16 protein-coding genes are annotated in these 15603 nt (G+C 61.5%); 10 read left to right on the top strand and 6 right to left on the bottom strand.

Annotated elements, in window-relative coordinates; all coding sequences use genetic code 11:
- The first annotated feature begins 5 nt into the window (after positions 1-5).
- From nosZ to AYJ54_RS40945, 10 genes are all read left to right on the top strand, one after another.
- Complete coding sequence (gene nosZ, locus AYJ54_RS40985; protein WP_063708165.1) at positions 6-1958, top strand: TAT-dependent nitrous-oxide reductase; 1953 nt, start codon at positions 6-8, stop codon at positions 1956-1958.
- Positions 1959-1971: 13 nt separating this feature from the next.
- Positions 1972-3330 (top strand): nitrous oxide reductase family maturation protein NosD, encoded by a 1359-nt coding sequence (locus tag AYJ54_RS40980; RefSeq protein WP_136624290.1) that lies wholly within the window; start codon positions 1972-1974, stop codon positions 3328-3330.
- Positions 3327-4247 carry an ABC transporter ATP-binding protein gene (locus AYJ54_RS40975; RefSeq protein WP_063708163.1) on the top strand — a complete coding sequence of 307 codons (921 nt, stop codon included), beginning with the start codon at positions 3327-3329 and terminating at the stop codon, positions 4245-4247. The genes AYJ54_RS40980 and AYJ54_RS40975 overlap by 4 nt, the downstream gene beginning before the upstream one ends.
- Complete coding sequence (locus tag AYJ54_RS40970) at positions 4244-5071, top strand: ABC transporter permease (protein ID WP_063708162.1); 828 nt, start codon at positions 4244-4246, stop codon at positions 5069-5071. Before AYJ54_RS40975 ends, AYJ54_RS40970 begins: the two co-directional genes overlap by 4 nt.
- Complete coding sequence (locus AYJ54_RS40965; RefSeq protein WP_063708161.1) at positions 5068-5616, top strand: nitrous oxide reductase accessory protein NosL; 549 nt, start codon at positions 5068-5070, stop codon at positions 5614-5616. Before AYJ54_RS40970 ends, AYJ54_RS40965 begins: the two co-directional genes overlap by 4 nt.
- The gene (locus AYJ54_RS40960; RefSeq protein WP_063708160.1) at positions 5582-6622 is read left to right on the top strand and encodes an FAD:protein FMN transferase; all 1041 of its coding nucleotides are present in this window, start codon (positions 5582-5584) and stop codon (positions 6620-6622) included. Before AYJ54_RS40965 ends, AYJ54_RS40960 begins: the two co-directional genes overlap by 35 nt.
- Positions 6623-6865: 243 nt before the next feature.
- The gene (locus tag AYJ54_RS40955) at positions 6866-7237 is read left to right on the top strand and encodes an EF-hand domain-containing protein (protein ID WP_063708159.1); all 372 of its coding nucleotides are present in this window, start codon (positions 6866-6868) and stop codon (positions 7235-7237) included.
- Between the two features lie 129 nt (positions 7238-7366).
- On the top strand, positions 7367-7621 hold the full coding sequence (locus tag AYJ54_RS48415) for an RlpA-like double-psi beta-barrel domain-containing protein (RefSeq protein ID WP_082906073.1): 255 nt from the start codon (positions 7367-7369) through the stop codon (positions 7619-7621).
- A 552-nt stretch (positions 7622-8173) separates the two neighbouring features.
- Positions 8174-8407 (top strand): DUF6894 family protein, encoded by a 234-nt coding sequence (locus tag AYJ54_RS40950; protein WP_063708158.1) that lies wholly within the window; start codon positions 8174-8176, stop codon positions 8405-8407.
- A 23-nt stretch (positions 8408-8430) separates the two neighbouring features.
- Complete coding sequence (locus AYJ54_RS40945) at positions 8431-8934, top strand: DUF6448 family protein (RefSeq protein ID WP_136624289.1); 504 nt, start codon at positions 8431-8433, stop codon at positions 8932-8934.
- Positions 8935-9167: 233 nt separating this feature from the next.
- Here AYJ54_RS40945 and AYJ54_RS40940 read toward each other — a convergent pair whose 3' ends face one another.
- From AYJ54_RS40940 to AYJ54_RS40915, 6 genes are all read right to left on the bottom strand, one after another.
- Entirely contained in the window at positions 9168-10406 is a 1239-nt protein-coding gene (locus AYJ54_RS40940; protein WP_063708156.1) for an efflux RND transporter periplasmic adaptor subunit, read from the bottom strand.
- Positions 10407-10409: 3 nt separating this feature from the next.
- Positions 10410-12773, bottom strand: a complete 2364-nt coding sequence (locus AYJ54_RS40935) for an ABC transporter permease (protein WP_063708155.1) — start codon at positions 12771-12773, stop codon at positions 10410-10412.
- Positions 12774-12985: 212 nt separating this feature from the next.
- Complete coding sequence (locus AYJ54_RS40930; RefSeq protein ID WP_063708154.1) at positions 12986-14179, bottom strand: methionine adenosyltransferase; 1194 nt, start codon at positions 14177-14179, stop codon at positions 12986-12988.
- A gap of 24 nt (positions 14180-14203) precedes the next feature.
- A complete protein-coding gene (locus tag AYJ54_RS40925) occupies positions 14204-14689 on the bottom strand; it encodes a hypothetical protein (protein WP_245329267.1) in 486 nt (161 codons plus the stop codon).
- Positions 14670-15341 (bottom strand): methyltransferase family protein, encoded by a 672-nt coding sequence (locus tag AYJ54_RS40920; protein ID WP_063708152.1) that lies wholly within the window; start codon positions 15339-15341, stop codon positions 14670-14672. The genes AYJ54_RS40925 and AYJ54_RS40920 overlap by 20 nt, the downstream gene beginning before the upstream one ends.
- Positions 15338-15595 (bottom strand): DUF2933 domain-containing protein, encoded by a 258-nt coding sequence (locus AYJ54_RS40915; protein WP_063708151.1) that lies wholly within the window; start codon positions 15593-15595, stop codon positions 15338-15340. The genes AYJ54_RS40920 and AYJ54_RS40915 overlap by 4 nt, the downstream gene beginning before the upstream one ends.
- Positions 15596-15603: the final 8 nt, after the last annotated feature.

Genomic DNA, 15603 nt, shown 5'->3' with positions numbered 1-15603 from the left:
TAATCATGAGTGACAACGAGAACGGAAAGGGTGTCAGCCGCCGAACGCTGCTGGGGACCACGGCCGCCGCGGCGGGCGTTGGCCTGGCCGGTGGAGCGGTGGTGACGAAGGACGGCAGTGGCTTCGTCTCGACCGCAGACGCGCAGACCAAGACGGCCGCTCCGAAGGCGCCGGCGGCGCGGCCAGCAGTGCAGAAGACCGAGGTGGCGCCTGGCGAACTCGATGAATACTACGTGTTCTTCTCGAGCGGCCAGTCCGGCGAAATGCGGATCATCGGGCTCCCGTCGATGCGCGAACTGATGCGTGTCCCCGTCTTCAACCGCTGCAGCGCGACCGGCTGGGGCCAGACCAACGAAAGTCTGAAGATTCTGACCGAAGGGATGCAGCCGGCAACCCGCGAATTCCTCAAGAGCCGCGGCGGCACTTTCATGAACGGCGACCTGCACCACCCGCACATTTCGTTCACGGACGGCACCTACGACGGCCGCTACGCCTTCATGAACGACAAGGCCAACAGCCGTGTGGCGCGGGTGCGGCTCGACATCATGAAGTGCGACAAGATCATCGAACTGCCGAACCAGCACACGGTTCATGGCCTGCGACTGCAAAAATATCCGCGCACCGGATACGTGTTCTGCAACGGAGAAGACGGCGTGCCGCTGCCGAACGACGGCAAGGTTCTCGACAACCCGAAAGAGTACCACTCCATCTTCACGGCGCTCGACGGCGACACGATGAAGGTGGCTTGGCAGGTGATGGTGAGCGGCAATCTCGACAACGTCGATTCCGACTATCAAGGCAAGTACTGCTTCTCGACCTGCTACAACAGTGAAGAAGGCGTCACCCTGGCCGAGATGACGGCCAGCGAGCAGGATTGGGTCGTCATCTTCAACCTCAAGCGGATCGAGGAAGCGGTCAAGAAGGGCGACTATAAGGAAATGAGCGGCGTGCCCGTGATCGACGGCCGGAAGGGTTCGGCCTACACGCGCTACGTTCCGGTCTCGAACAATCCGCACGGCATGAACACCGCGCCCGACGGCATCCATATCGTCGCGGCCGGAAAGCTCGCGCCCACGGTGACGGTGATGGACGTCCGCAAGTTCGACGATCTGTTCGACGACAAGATCAAGCCGCGCGACGTCGTCGTCGCGGAACCGGAGCTCGGCCTCGGCCCGCTGCATACCGCCTACGACGGCAAGGGCAACGCCTACACGACGCTGTTCCTGGACAGCCAGGTCTGCAAATGGAACATCGAGCTCGCCAAACGCGCCTTCAAGGGCGAGAAGGTCGATCCCATCATTCAGAAGATCGATGTGCACTATCAGCCCGGCCACAACCATTCCTCGATGGGGCAGACCAAGGAGGCCGACGGGAAGTGGCTGATCTCGCTGAATAAGTTCTCAAAGGATCGTTTCCTCAACGTCGGCCCGCTGAAGCCGGAGAACGACCAGCTCATCGACATCTCCGGCGATAAGATGGTCCTGGTCCACGACGGCCCGAGCTTCGCTGAGCCGCATGACGCCACGATCGTCCACCGTTCCAAGATCAACCCGATCTCGATCTTTGACCGGGCGGATCCGATGTTTGCGGATGCCGTCAAGCAGGCCAAGGCCGACGGCATCAACCTCGAGGCCGATTCCAAGCTCATTCGGGATGGTAACAAGGTGCGTGTCTATATGACGGCGACCGCGCCCGCCTATGGCCTGGAGCAATTCCAGGTCAAGCAAGGCGACGAGGTCACCGTGTTCATCACCAATATCGACGCGGTCGAAGACCTGACGCATGGCTTCTGCATCGTCAACTACGGCATCCAGATGGAGATCGCGCCGATGGCGACGGCGTCGGTGACCTTCATGGCCGATAAACCGGGAGTCTATTGGTACTACTGCTCCTGGTTCTGCCACGCCATGCACATGGAGATGAAGGGTCGCATGTTCGTCGAACCGAAATCGGTCTGATCGGGAGCAGCCCGTGCGTCTTCTCTCACGAATGCTTCCGGCGGCGCTCGTCGCCGCCGGACTATCGGGCTTCGCCGCTGCGGAGACGCTGACCGCTGCGCCCGACCGGCCGCTGCAGACGCTGCTGGACCGTGCGCACGCCGGCGACGTCGTCGAACTGGCTCCGGGCCGATACCAGGGTGCGATCCGGATCGATCGCCCCCTGGTGCTGACCGGAGGCCCCGGCGCGGTGCTCGACGGCGGCGGCGACGGCAGCGTCGTCACAGTCGGTGCGCCGGACGTTACCGTCCGCGGCGTGATCGTCCGCGGATCCGGCCGCGATCTGCAGGCGATGAATTCCGCAATTTTTCTCGAGAAAACCGCCGAACGGGCGACAATCGAGAATAACCGTTTGGTGGGAAACTTGTTCGGAGTCTACGTTCACGGAGCGCGGGGTTCGCGGGTCATCCATAACGTGATCGAGGGGCTGCGTGGCGGGCGCCTCAGCGAGGCGGGCAACGGCGTCTCGCTCTGGAATGCGCCTGACGTCACCATTGCGGACAACACGTTCCGCTACGGTCGTGACGGCATCTTCACGATTTCCAGCCGGAAGGACCGTTTCATCAACAATCGATTCGAGCAGGTGCGCTTCGCGGTCCACTACATGTACACCAACGACAGCGAAGTCAGCGGCAACGTTTCGATCGGAAACCATGTCGGTTACGCCATCATGTATTCGAACCGGCTGGTGATCCGCGGCAATATTTCCGATCGAGACCGCGACCACGGGCTCCTGTTCAACTACGCGAATTATGCCGAGATCGACGCCAACCGGGTGACGGGGGGACTCTTGGGCACGCTCGCGGGTATGGTGAAAGACAGTCCTGACGACGAACCAGGCATGATTCCGGACGTGAACCGAGAGCAAGCTATCCGGAATGGCCCGGAAAAGTGCGTGTTCATCTACAACACCAACCACAACAAGTTCCGCAACAACTGGTTCGAAGGCTGCGCCATCGGCGTGCACTTCACTGCCGGCTCCGAGGGAAACGAGATCACCGGCAACGCCTTCGTCAACAATGCCAACCAGGTGAAATACGTCGGCACCCGGCACCTCGACTGGTCGTCCGGCGGACGCGGCAATTACTGGAGCGACAATCCGGCCTTCGACCTCAACGGGGATGGAATTGCCGATACGGCATACCGGCCGAACGACCTCATTGATCGCGTGCTGTGGACAGCGCCGGCTGCGAAGCTCCTCGTCAACAGCCCCGCCGTGCAGGTAATCCGCTGGGCGCAGGCACAGTTTCCGGCGTTGCTGCCGGGCGGCGTCGTCGACAGCCACCCGCTCATGTCTCCGCCCGCGCGCCGTCCGGCTGAGGAGGAGCGATGATGAAAACGGTGCGCATCTCCGACGTCACCAAGGACTACGGCCGCGTCAAAGCAGTCCGCGGAGCTTCGTTTGAGTTGGGCCAAGGCGAACTGGTGGCGCTGATCGGCCACAACGGCGCGGGCAAGACCACGCTGATGAAGCTGATGCTCGGACTGATCCGTTCAACCGCCGGGTCGATCGAGGTGCTCGGCGACAATCCGGCGGCAGGGCAATTCGCCGGCCGCCGACAGCTCGGCTACCTTCCGGAGAATGTCTCGTTCGATGCCGCTCTTACCGGGCGCGAGACCCTGGCCTTTTACGCGCGGCTCAAGCGGGAACCCGTTGCCAGCGCGCTGAAGCTTCTCGACGCCGTCGGCCTAGGTGACGCCTCCCGACGGCGGGTCGGCACCTATTCCAAAGGCATGCGCCAGCGCCTGGGGCTTGCACAGGCGCTCATCGGGCATCCGCGCGTGCTCCTACTGGACGAGCCCACGACAGGACTGGATCCGGAGCTACGCCAGACTTTCTATGAGGTTATCCAGCGGCTCGCGACCGAGGGCACCACGGTTCTCTTGTCGTCCCACGCCTTAACCGAACTCGAAGAACGCGCAGGCCGCGTGATCATCATGAATCGCGGCGTCAAGGTCGCCGATGGATCTATCGAAAAGTTACGCAACATCGCGCGATTGCCGACCAAGATACGGCTGAAGGTCGCCGGACTCGCGCCCGCCGCACTGCCGTCGTGGCTGCCAGGTGGTGCAGCCTGTCGGCGTCTCAATGGCCATATCGTCGAGATCGATGCTGGACCCGAGCATAAGATCAGCTTGCTGCACAGGGCAACGGCGGCAGGAAGCTCGGTTGAGGACCTCGATGTGATCCCGCCGACGCTGGACGAACTCTACGCGCATTTCCTGCGAGAGGCGGAGAAGACGCCATGAATGCGCTGATCATCGCACGCAAGGAGATCCACCAGGCAGTTCGGAACCGCTGGGTGCTCGCATCCACGCTGCTGCTCGCCGGACTGGCATTGTCGCTGACATTCCTCGGCAGCGCCCCGACCGGCACCGTCGGCGTGCGTGCGCTGGACGTGGTGATCGTCAGCCTCTCAAGCCTCACTATCTTCCTGATTCCGCTAATCGCGCTACTGATCTCGCATGATGCCATCGTCGGCGACATGGAGCGCGGGACCATGCTTCTTCTGCTCAGCTACCCGGTCGCCCGCTGGCAGGTTCTCCTCGGCAAGTTCATCGGCCATCTGGCGGTGCTCGCGTTCGCGACCTGTCTTGGCTACGGGATAGCCGCTGCGGCCCTGATCGCCACCGGAAGCCGGATCGATTCCGATAGCCTCGCGGCCTTCGCCGCGATGATCGGCTCCTCCGTGCAACTCGGAGCGGTATTCGTGGCGATCGGCTATCTCGTCAGTGCGCTGGTGCGCGATCGGGGCACGGCTGCCGGCGTCTGTATCGGCCTGTGGCTCCTTCTGGTCCTGATCTACGACATGGCACTACTCGGCGTCCTCGCCGTGGACCAGGGCCGCAGCATCTCGGCGGCCGCCGTCGATGCGATGCTTCTGCTGAACCCGACGGACGTCTACCGGTTGTTCAACCTGACCGGCTTTGCGAACGTCAGCAGCTTCGCGGGCATGGCCGGCCTTGCTCAGAGCACTACGCTGACCGCAAAGGTGCTCTTGGCTGCCCTGCTGGTGTGGACGTTCGTGCCGCTGGGACTTGCTGCGGCCGCTTTTTCGCGGAGGGAACTATGAGACGCCTCACCTTGGCGTTCCTGGGTCTGCTCGCTCTCGCCGGCTGCGGCGAGAAGCAGGCCGCACAAGCACCACCGCCTCACAAGATGACGGCTGAGGTGATCGGTCATTACTGCGGCATGAACGTGCTCGAGCACCCGGGACCGAAGGGGCAAATCTTCGTGGCCAGTCTGATCGAGCCGGTCTGGTTCTCCTCGGCGCGGGACACCATCGCCTTCACCGTGCTGCCGGATGAGCCGAAGGACATTCAGGCGATCTACGTGTCCGACATGGGCAAGGCGCCGAACTGGGAGAAGCCGGGTCCGGACAACTGGCTCGAGGCGCGAAAAGCGCTGTTCGTCATCGGCAGCCGCGCGAAGGCAGGAATGGGGGGCGACGAGGCCGTCCCGTTCTCGGAGCGCGCCGCGGCGGAGAAGTTCGTCGCCGAGAACGGCGGGCGCATCGTCCCGTTCGCGGACGTGCCACGCGAGTACGTGCTGGGCTCGGACGGAGATAAGGCCGCGGCGGCTCATGAAAGCGCGCCAGGGCGCGCTTCGCTCGATTGAGGAGGACACGGTGGTTGGCGCGATCTCCCGACGACGTTTCATCCAGATCAGCGGTGCTGCTGCCGGCCTAGCGCTTGGGGCACCCGTCCGCGCCGCGACCTCGGAGGCCAATCTGACGATCTGGCACGGCATCATGTTGGGCGCCGTCGCCACGATGAAGATCTACCACCACGACCGCGGTGAGGCCGAACGACTGATCGCGGCGGCATATTCGGAAGCACGACGCCTAGAGCGCCTGTTCAGTCTGTATCTTGAAGACTCCGATCTGATGCGGTTGAACCGCACCGGAATCCTAGTGGGCCCTCCTCCGGAGTTCGTTGAGCTTCTTAAAGCGTCGCTACGATTCGCGGAGCTTACCGGCGGTATGTTCGACCCGACTGTGCAGCCATTGTGGGAGCTCTACGCTAACCATTTTGCACAGGAGGATCCGGATCCGTCGGGACCGGACAAGGCCTCCATGAAAGCGGCGCTCGCATGTGTCGGCTATCACCGCTTGTCAGTCAGCAGCGAACGCATCGTCGTCCCCAAAGGCACCGCGGTCACGCTCAACGGAATCGCGCAAGGATACATCACCGACAAAATCGTCGAGCTGCTGCACTCGCGAGGCATCGATCATACCCTCATCGACATGGGCGAGACCCGGGCCATCGGCGCGCGCCCGGACGGCGAAGCCTGGGAAGTCGGCATCGCCGATCCCGAATTCCCCGAGCGAACCCAAGCTGGGCTTCCCATCGTCGATCGTGCCGTCTCGACCTCCGGGGCATACGGCTTCCGGTTCGATCCAGCTGGACGCTTCAATCACCTCTTCGACCCAATGACCGGAGGCTGTGGCCATCTTTATCGGAGCGTCACCACCATCGCCGAAACCGCAACGGCTGCGGACGCGCTGTCGACGGCCTTCAGCCTGATGGACCAAAAGCGAATCGAAGCATTGTTGTCACGAGCCGGCATCGAACGCGCTCATCTGATCGACGAGACCGGAGCGATGATCGACCTGGTCGTCTGAAGTCAGCTTCTTAAGCATACTGACTCCGTCCGCTTTGCGCCCAGAAGCAGCCTTCCCCGTGAGGTCGCACTTTGACCCTGAGCGGTCCTGCAGGCGATCTAGCGTGTGGGTTCTCCGTCCTGGTTCCGACGGGCCAAAGCCTAACCATCCCAATGGCGGCTGCCTTGGCGAAAAGTGATAGGATCAAAATCGCCCGGGGCGGGATTGATCGGAGGGTAGTGACGCTTTTGAGGAGATTTTCAAATGCGAAGTCGGATCCTGGGACTCACGACATCTGCTCTCATTCTGGCTTACGGCACTGTCGGTACCTTTGCACAGGACCAAATGGCACCCCAACCAGATCAGCAACAAATGCAATCGCATCCCATGGGCCAGGAAGGCGCGGGCTCGATGGGGCGCGGAAGCATGATGGGCGGTGACATGATGGGTCGTATGATGGGGCCACCCTTTATGATGCGCATGATGTTCGCTCTGATGGACGCCGACGGCGATGGGACCATCTCACTGCAGGAGTTTCAGGCAGCTCACGAACGAATTTTCAAGGCAATGGATACCAACAAAGACGGCAAGCTCACGCTGGAGGAGATGCAAGCGTTCATCCACGGGACCAGATGATCGGCTCCGCGCGGGTGGCGCGTCGCCGCATGCGCCATCCGCTCCTGCAATCGGTCTCTTGCGAAAAAACGAGCCTTAAGCCTCTCAGGTCCGTGATCCGCATAATCGCGACCACATTCCCTTCGTTGTATGCCTGTTCTTTTGTGTCCTTGTTGCAGGTCCAGACAAAATGGCGCGAGGGCGAAGTATGCCCTCGTTGAGGCAGTAGGCAAGAAAGTCATCATCAAGATAAATGACGTGGGGCCACTAACGCCTGGCCGCAACATTGACCTCAATGGGCGGACGATGCGGCATTTCGATCCAAGCCTGCAGCTTGGGGTAATTTATGGCGTAAGAGTTAGGCCGCTTTCCGGCGACTATTGGATCGCCGGACCGGTTGGCTGAACATCACACGCGAAAGAGGTCGAGCACGGCCCTCCTCGCCGGCCAGCCTAAGAGGGCGGATCGCGGCGCTTCCTAGCGGAGGTTGTGGCGATCTTTAATATCGTGGTGAAACAACGCAGCTATCTTTCTAGCGCTTGAAAGAACCCGATGACGGTGCCGAGAGGCGCGAGATCGATCAAGGTCAAAATTGACAAATCGCTTCTTCGAGGACGGACGGTCCGCGTCAGTCTGTGAGCTGCTCTGCATGCTGAGGGCACTTGAAAGCGTCGAGATCATGCTGGCCTCCTGGGATAAGTCACTACCGGTAGGCGCGATCAACCTCTTGACGCTCTTCTCATATCGCACGACACCTGCTTGCGAAATTCCGGTCGGTAACCTAAGGACATTTACGAATGATAGACGTGGGTCGGGCGGCTTTACGCAGACTGGGATGCAATTGAGCAGCCTCCCCCTGCTTCCTCCGTATGGCCCCTTAGGGTATCGACCCGAAGTTACTGATGTTTCTTCTCCTGCTATCAGTGACGATGCCTTGGCTAACGTCGGAGTCGGAGCATGACGGACGTCTATTTCCATTACTTCAATGCGCGCGGCATGGTGATTGATCGAAGCGGTACCGCCGTGGACGACTTGCTCGAAGCATGCGAGCACGCAGATCGTGTCGTGCGGTCGCTCATCATGACGGCAAGCGGGGAAGATTGGCGCGGCTGGGTCCTCCACGTTACCGATAACGACGGCGATGAAATCTTTGAGGTGCCGTTCGCAACAATGCTCGGGAAACTGCATTAGTGGGCACGTTCAGGAGGACACGGATGTGCACAACCAAGACGCTGATGGCGGCAGCCATTGCTGCTGGCTTACTCGTCGGAGTGCAAAGCGCGCGAGCTCATTGCGACGGTCTCGACGGCCCGGTCGTCGCCGCGGCCCAGAACGCTTGGCAGAGCGGCGACGCCAACCGAGCTCCTATTTGGGTACGCCTGCAAGACGCGGATGAAATCAAGAAAACCTGTCAGGACACGCTTGCCATGCGCAAGCTCGGCTCGCAGGCACAGGCCTTCGCGGACCATTACTTGTTCGAAACCTTGGTGCGCATTCACCGCGCAGGCGAGAACGCTCGCCACACTGGATTGAAGCCGGCGGGGCGCGACCCCGGTCCGGCAATCCCGGCCGCCGACAAGGCGATCGAAACCGGGGCGGAACGCGACCTTGCTCAGTTACCGACTGAAGAGGTCCGGCGGGGGCTTCGCAAGCACCTCAACGAAGTCCTTGAAAAGAAGAACTTCGCACCCGACGCCAGTATGTCGAGACCTATGTGACATACATCCATTATCACTATGTCGAGCGCTTGTATGAAGCGGCGGAGAAGCCGGCGGCGCGGCATTATGAGGAGGACTGACCCCGCTCATTGTGAGCATGGCCAGGACATCCACGGCTGAGCAAGTACGGGCGACAATCAGCGCCAACGGTGGTGGCCCATCGCCGACGTGCCGGTTCCTCCGAACGTCCGCTTTGCTCCAGCAGCCGCTTCGAAGGCCTGAGACACCTCTACTCATGGTGCGCCTCGCTGCGCAATCCTGCTTCCGTCGGCAATTCGGTCGCTTGGATGTACGACGACCTGATCCCCCGCAGTCAGTCCAGACACCACCTCGGCGAACCGATTGTTGCGGTGACCGATCTGAACTGGCTTGGCGCGCGCACGGCCGTTCTCATCGACAAAAATGGCCCACTGATCACCCTTTCGAAATAGGGCGCTTATTGGCACGGTCAGCACGTCCTGACCGCTCCAAGTGGTCACGTGGACGACGACACGATAGTCGTGACCTAGTTGCGACCAAGCCTGCGGCGAGTCGTTGAAATCGATGGTCACCCGGACCCGCTGCTCCTCGATGCCGAGCGCGGAGACCTTCAGGAATCCGGCGGGGTCCACACGGACCACCTTACCTGTGATCGGCGCCCCGCCCCAGCCGTCGATCCGGACCGGCGCGCCCACCTTGATCTGGACGGCGTCGGTCGAGAGCAGGTCCGCCACGACCTCCAGGTCAAAAGGGTTGCCGATGTCGACGAGGGGCGTCCCAGGCAAGACCGTCGCCTCGCTGTCCTGGATGATCTTCAGCACCCGTCCGCTCGCTGGCGCGAGGACCCTGACGCAGCACGTCGGTTCCGATGGCGGCGAGGCGTTGGCCGGGTCCATCAGCCGTGCCGCAAGGCTGGTTCGCACCGCGCGACGCATGTCGACCTGAGCTTTGGCGCTCGCCAAGGCGGCCTCGTTCGTAGCCACGTCGAACTTCGCCTTATCGAAAGCCTGAGCCGAGATGGTCTGCGTCCGCGAGAGCGTCTGGGCTCGCTGGAATTCGGTCTTTGAAAAATCCAGCGCGGCCTCGATCCGCTGCACTTCGGCCTCCTGCTGCTGGATGGCGGCATCCGCAGCCAAGACCTCGGCTTGAAGCTGGTCCCGAGAACGCACGTCGATGAAGCCCGGCAGCGTCGGCTGCATGAGGGCGATGACGGTCTGGTTGGCGACCACCTCGTCGCCGACGTGAAGCAAAGGTCCCCGCTCGCCGAGCGGATGCGAAATTCTGAGTACCTTCCCAGCGATGGGCGCCGAAACGGTGTAGATATGGCGGACATGGGTCTTGCCGTCGTCGTCCGCCGTGACTTCGATCGGGCCGTTTGCGACGGTGGCGAGGTCGACCGGCAGCGGCCGCGGCCAGGCCAACCAGATTAGCCCGGCGGCAACTAGGCCGACGACCACAATGCTTATGATCCGCTTTGTCCAGGTGGCCGACATAGGTCAATCCCGCGTCTTGAGGACGGCAACAAGGTCCAGTTGATTGATGCGTTCGCGGACAATGAAGGCGGAAGCGATTGCGGCGAGAATGACGATCGCGCTGGCCGCAACGTAAGTGGAGTGCTCGATGACGCCGCGCACGCGCATGATTTCGCCGGCCAAATTGGTTTTCATGATCCACCCGAGGCCATAGCCTATGACCCAGCCAGCCGGCTGAGCGATCAGGGTCAGGATCGCAAGTTCGAGCAGAAGAATCCGCAGCACTTCACCCTGTGTAAAACCGAGCACCCTGAGGCTCGCGAGTTCGCGCGCCCGTTCCGAAAGTGAAATCCGCGCATTGTTGTAGACAACGCCGAAGGCAATGACGGCAGCAAGCCCCGTGTAGATGCTGGCCATCGTCGTAATAATCAGCGCAACCGCCTCGCGAAAGTTCGCAAGCGAAGTGCGTTGCAGCGCCACGCCGCTGACGGTCGGCATCGCCTTCACGGCTGCGTAGAACTCTTCCCTTCGCTTGTCGTCGAGACTGAGGTTCACGCTGCTGACGACGGGAGCATCGCGCATCAGACGCGTCAGCGCTTCCAGGTCCATCATGCCTCTGATGCCAAAATAATCCTCCACCAGTGCTAGAACCGGGAGGGTTACCGTTCGCCGTGCCCCTTCCAGCAGGTCAACCTCGACCCAATCCCCCGCTTGGACACCCAGAATTTTTCCCAGCCATCCCGAGATGGCAAGCCCTGTTGAAGGAAGCACGACTGGCTGCAGATCGACGTCAATGATGCGCCGGAGGTCCGCATCAGGTGGCCGTCCGCTGATCATGATGCGGCGCTCAATGTTGCCATGCCGGATCCGGACCGGAACCTCGCGAAACGGCTCGGTGGCCAGAACACCTGGAAGTCGCGCCATCTGTACAACGACGTTCTCGTTCCGCTTCTCGATGAAGCTCACCGTTGCGTCCTGTCGATCGGCGAGGAAATACGTCACATCGATCAATTGCTCCATCGTGTCGCGGAGGAAAAGCGAGACCACCAGGATCGCGGTCGCGAGCGCCATTCCAAGCGCCGTGAATGTTGCGCGAACTGGATGCCGCGAGATGTTGCGCAGCATCATCAACGTCGGTTGAGAGACAAATCGCTCGAGGGAGACTGACGCGGGTACAAGCCGGCGAAAGCTCGGTGGTGCCGGCGGCTGCATTGCAACCGCCGGAGGCAAGCTCACCACATCATGCAGAGCTCGGATTGCGCCGATAAAGGCGGCCGCCGCGCTGAGCACGCCCGCGATTACATACAGATCTGGCGCTCTGGCAAAGACCAGGAACGGGAAATGGAAGAAATCGCCAAACAGCGCGGTAATGCGAAATCCCAGCCAGGTCCCGACAATGCTTCCGATCAAGACCCCGATCAGCACAATAAAGGCGACGAATTTCAGATAGTGCAACACGATACTGCCATCACGATAGCCAAGGGCCTTCATGAGCCCGATCTGCTCTCGCTCCAGCGCCACAAGCCGACTAAGCGTAAGATTGACGAGGAACGCCGAAACCAGCAGGAAGATCGGCGGCAGCGTGCGGCTCATGTTGTTGAGCATGTCGAGCTCATGGTCAAGCCACGCGTGCGACGTCTGATCCTTCCGGCCATGGGCCGCCTGCCCGCCATAGCCGTCAAGCAATGCGTCAAGCCGCGAGATGACCCCGCGCTCCGACGCATTGCGTTGCAGCTTCACGGAAACGGACGAGAACGCTCCGTCGAGATCATAGACGCTCGCGAGAGCCTTCTCCGACATCCAGACAATGGCATAGCGGCGGTCATCCGGCATCAGGTCGCCGGGCCCAACGGTGTAGATGAACTCGGGCGACAGCGCAGTGCCAACAATGAGGAGTTCGCGCTTCTTGCCGTTGAGAATTGCGGAGAATCGCTCGCCTGGTGTGAACCCGTGCGCCTGCGCGAAACTCTCGTTGACGACGACTTCCTCGGCTCGCCCCGGTTCGGGCAAGCGCCCGGCTCGAACGTAGAGGCGGTTGAGCAAGGGTTCGCCGACGTCCGGTAGCGAAACGAATTGTCCGGTAGCGGGTTCGGCGAAGCCCGGGACGTCGAGCAATGCGAGCTTGGCAATGCGTACATCGACAGCGGCGACGCCCGGGATTTGCGCGATCTGGCCGGCCAGTGCCTTAGGCGCACGCTTCACCATCGCAAAGACGTCCGCGAATGCATAACGTTCGTAATAGGCGATACGCGTTTCCTCCAGCGCGCGATGCGAGCCAACCGCAAGCACCAGCGTCGCAACACCGCCGCCGATGACCAGCGCAATCGCAAGCACCTGCGCCCAGAGTCTCCGCACATCTCGAAAGAGTTTGATATCCAGCGCAGACATCGTCTCACCAGATCAATGTCGCCGCCTCGCGGCGCGTCTCATTCCTCCACCTCACCGGAGACGTAGGTCTTGGTCAGAGCCGTGGCTGTGAAGACGGGTTGGGTCATTGGCGCTCAAACCGCTAAGTAGCCACTCTCCGCCTTTGAGGCCCCCCGGGATTGATTTAGATCAGGCACCTCTCTGAATTCGCAGGGTTTTCTCGACGCCGACGTTCAGAAGACATGGACTTCTCCGGCGGCGAGCTCGCCGACCAGTTCCGGGATTCGGCCCAGGTGATCAGATACGACCTCCGCGGTCCGCTCTCTCAGCGCTTCCAGGGGGAAGCCGTCGTGCGTTGCCAGCTTTAGGTGAACGAGAGCTGGCATTGACACCGGCGCACCGATCCGGCTGACGATGAGGCACTGCGCTGCGGAAACCTGCGGAATGGCGGTTACCAATGTCTCGGCTGCTCGCTTTGCCAGAATGTTGTAAATCTTGCCGACATGGCTGACGGGGTTCTTGCCGGCGGCAGCTTCCAAGCTCATGGGCCGACAAGGCGTGATCAGGCCACTAACGCGATTTCCCCGGCCGACCTGCCCGTCGTCACCGGCCTCTGCCGAGGTTCCGGTCACGGTTAGATAGATGCTGCCGGACGCCGCATCGTCGGCAGCGTTGACGGCCACCTCGCAATCCCCAAATCCGTACTCGCTTGCACGTTCGCGAGCGTACTCGGCGAGCCCGGTCTTTTGTTGCAGATAGCTGTCCAAGTCGTTGAGGAACTGCCCGATCATCGCGCAGGCGATTGTAAGCTTGAGGCCCTCCCCGCTTCGGACAGCCATGATCTTGATGTCTTCACCCCAAGCCGGACTGTCATGCGTGCGATCACGGCCGTGCAGCCCCTGTTCGATAGCGAGCACGAGATATTCGAGCGCAGTGAGCGGTGCGTGGCCAACTCCGAACGACGTATCGTTGGCACGCGGAATTCGCTGTGTGCTCCCCCGAGAGAACAGCGATTGCAGGTCCTGCGAGCCCTGATGAACCAGGGTCTCCACACGGACATGGCGATCGACGTCCAGCGCATGGAGATTGGCCTTCAGCCAGGCTCGTGAGCCCTCGACGGCAATGTCCTCGACTGGAATCGCTTCGTTTCCGACGTTGGTGATAGCGCGTCCGGCTAGGAAGATTTTGATACGGTCGGTCACCTTGCCGCCGCCGAAGGCCGGCATCGCCCGGCCGCCGCACAGGAGCGCCTTGTCGACATTGTGATGCAGCACATGACCAAATCTGCCCAGGTATTCGCGACAGAGATTGCGGGACAGCATCTCGGCAAGGGCATCGCAGATGGCGTCCGGGTGGCCGGCCCCCTTGCGCTCGACGACCTCCGCGTCATCGCGCTTGTCTAGCTGCGAAAGGACGAGATCAAACATCGGTGTAGCCAATCAAGGGCCGGGCTACCGGCGATGGTCGTACTTGAATTGCAGGGCAGCCGGACTTGCACCGCTGCGCTCGACAGTGAGCTTCACGGTGTAGAGGTCAAATCCAGGCAGGTCGAAGAAGCCGCCATAGGTCGTGGTGCCTGAGATCTGCATTGGCTCCAGCTTCTTCTTGGCGCCGGACAAGCCCAATCCCGATACTTCCGCAGTCACGACGGCATCAGAAACACGCACGCCGCTTGCGGCATCAAAGACGGCGGCAACGACGTGATATTCATGGGGCCCCTTTGGGGTGCGCCCATGCATCGGTTGTTCGGTGGTGGAGCCCGGCGGGAGGCCCTCGACGATCTCGGCCGGGACGATGCCCAGATAGACCGTCACTCCTCCTGCCGTTTTCGAGAGGTCGGTCTCCGCAGCGGTCGCCACCCCGGTCAAGTTGCTGGCCAGCCAAAGGCCTCCGAGCAGAGCGGCGATCGCCCGCCGGCTAACCATGGCGATAACCACCGGTCGCGGCGCCGAAGACCCGGCTCAGCTTCGGAATGAACCCCGGCACATCAGCCGCATATCTGGCATAGGCGTCGCCGAATTCCGCCCTCGCGTCCCGCTCCTCGGTCCGCGCCAGCCTGACATACATCACCGTCAGCACCGGGAACATGGCGAGTGTCAGGATCGTCGGCCATTGCAGCAAGAAGCCGAACATCACCAGGATGAAGCCGACATATTGCGGATGCCGCAAATAGCTGTACGGCCCCGTGGTGGCAAGGCTCCGCGTCTGCTGTGCGTCGAAGAGTACCTTCCAGGCGGCCGAGATCAGGATGAAACCGCCGCCGATGAACACGAAGCTCAAGATGTGGAATGGACCTGCGTGCGGATTGGCCTTCCAACCGAACATCATCTCCAGGAGGTGACCGGCATCATGGGAGAACCAGTCGACGTCGGGAAATCGTGACTGCAGCCAACCCGACAGGAAGTAGATGGTCAGCGGAAAGCCGTACATCTCAGCGAACAAGGCCACCAGGAACGCGCTGAAGGCGCTGAACGAGCGCCAGTCCCTCGCCGTCTGCGGCTTGAAGAAGGTGTAGGCAAAGAAGATGAAGATCGCGGAATTGACGACCACGAGGCTCCATAAGCCATAGGAGGGCGCGGTGTCGTTCATGATGATCTCCCCGGGGTACTCTGCTGATCGCCGCCGCCGTGATGACCGTGCCCGCCATGCATTAACAGATGCATCAGCGGACAGGCAAGGAGCGGCAGCCAGATGAACAGCCCAAGCACATGTGCGCGGTGTTCGGTGAATAGCAGCGCGCCGGCGATGAGCAGAAAGCCGATCAGCACAATGATCGCCTTCGACTTGGTCGACATGCCCTCTTGCGCTTGTCCCTGGTGGTGAGAGTGATCCTGAACCGACATCGGCTTAC

Origin of the sequence: Bradyrhizobium centrolobii (assembly GCF_001641635.1) — a bacterium.
Lineage (GTDB): Bacteria > Pseudomonadota > Alphaproteobacteria > Rhizobiales > Xanthobacteraceae > Bradyrhizobium > Bradyrhizobium centrolobii.
This window is presented reverse-complemented; position numbering and strand designations above follow the sequence as displayed.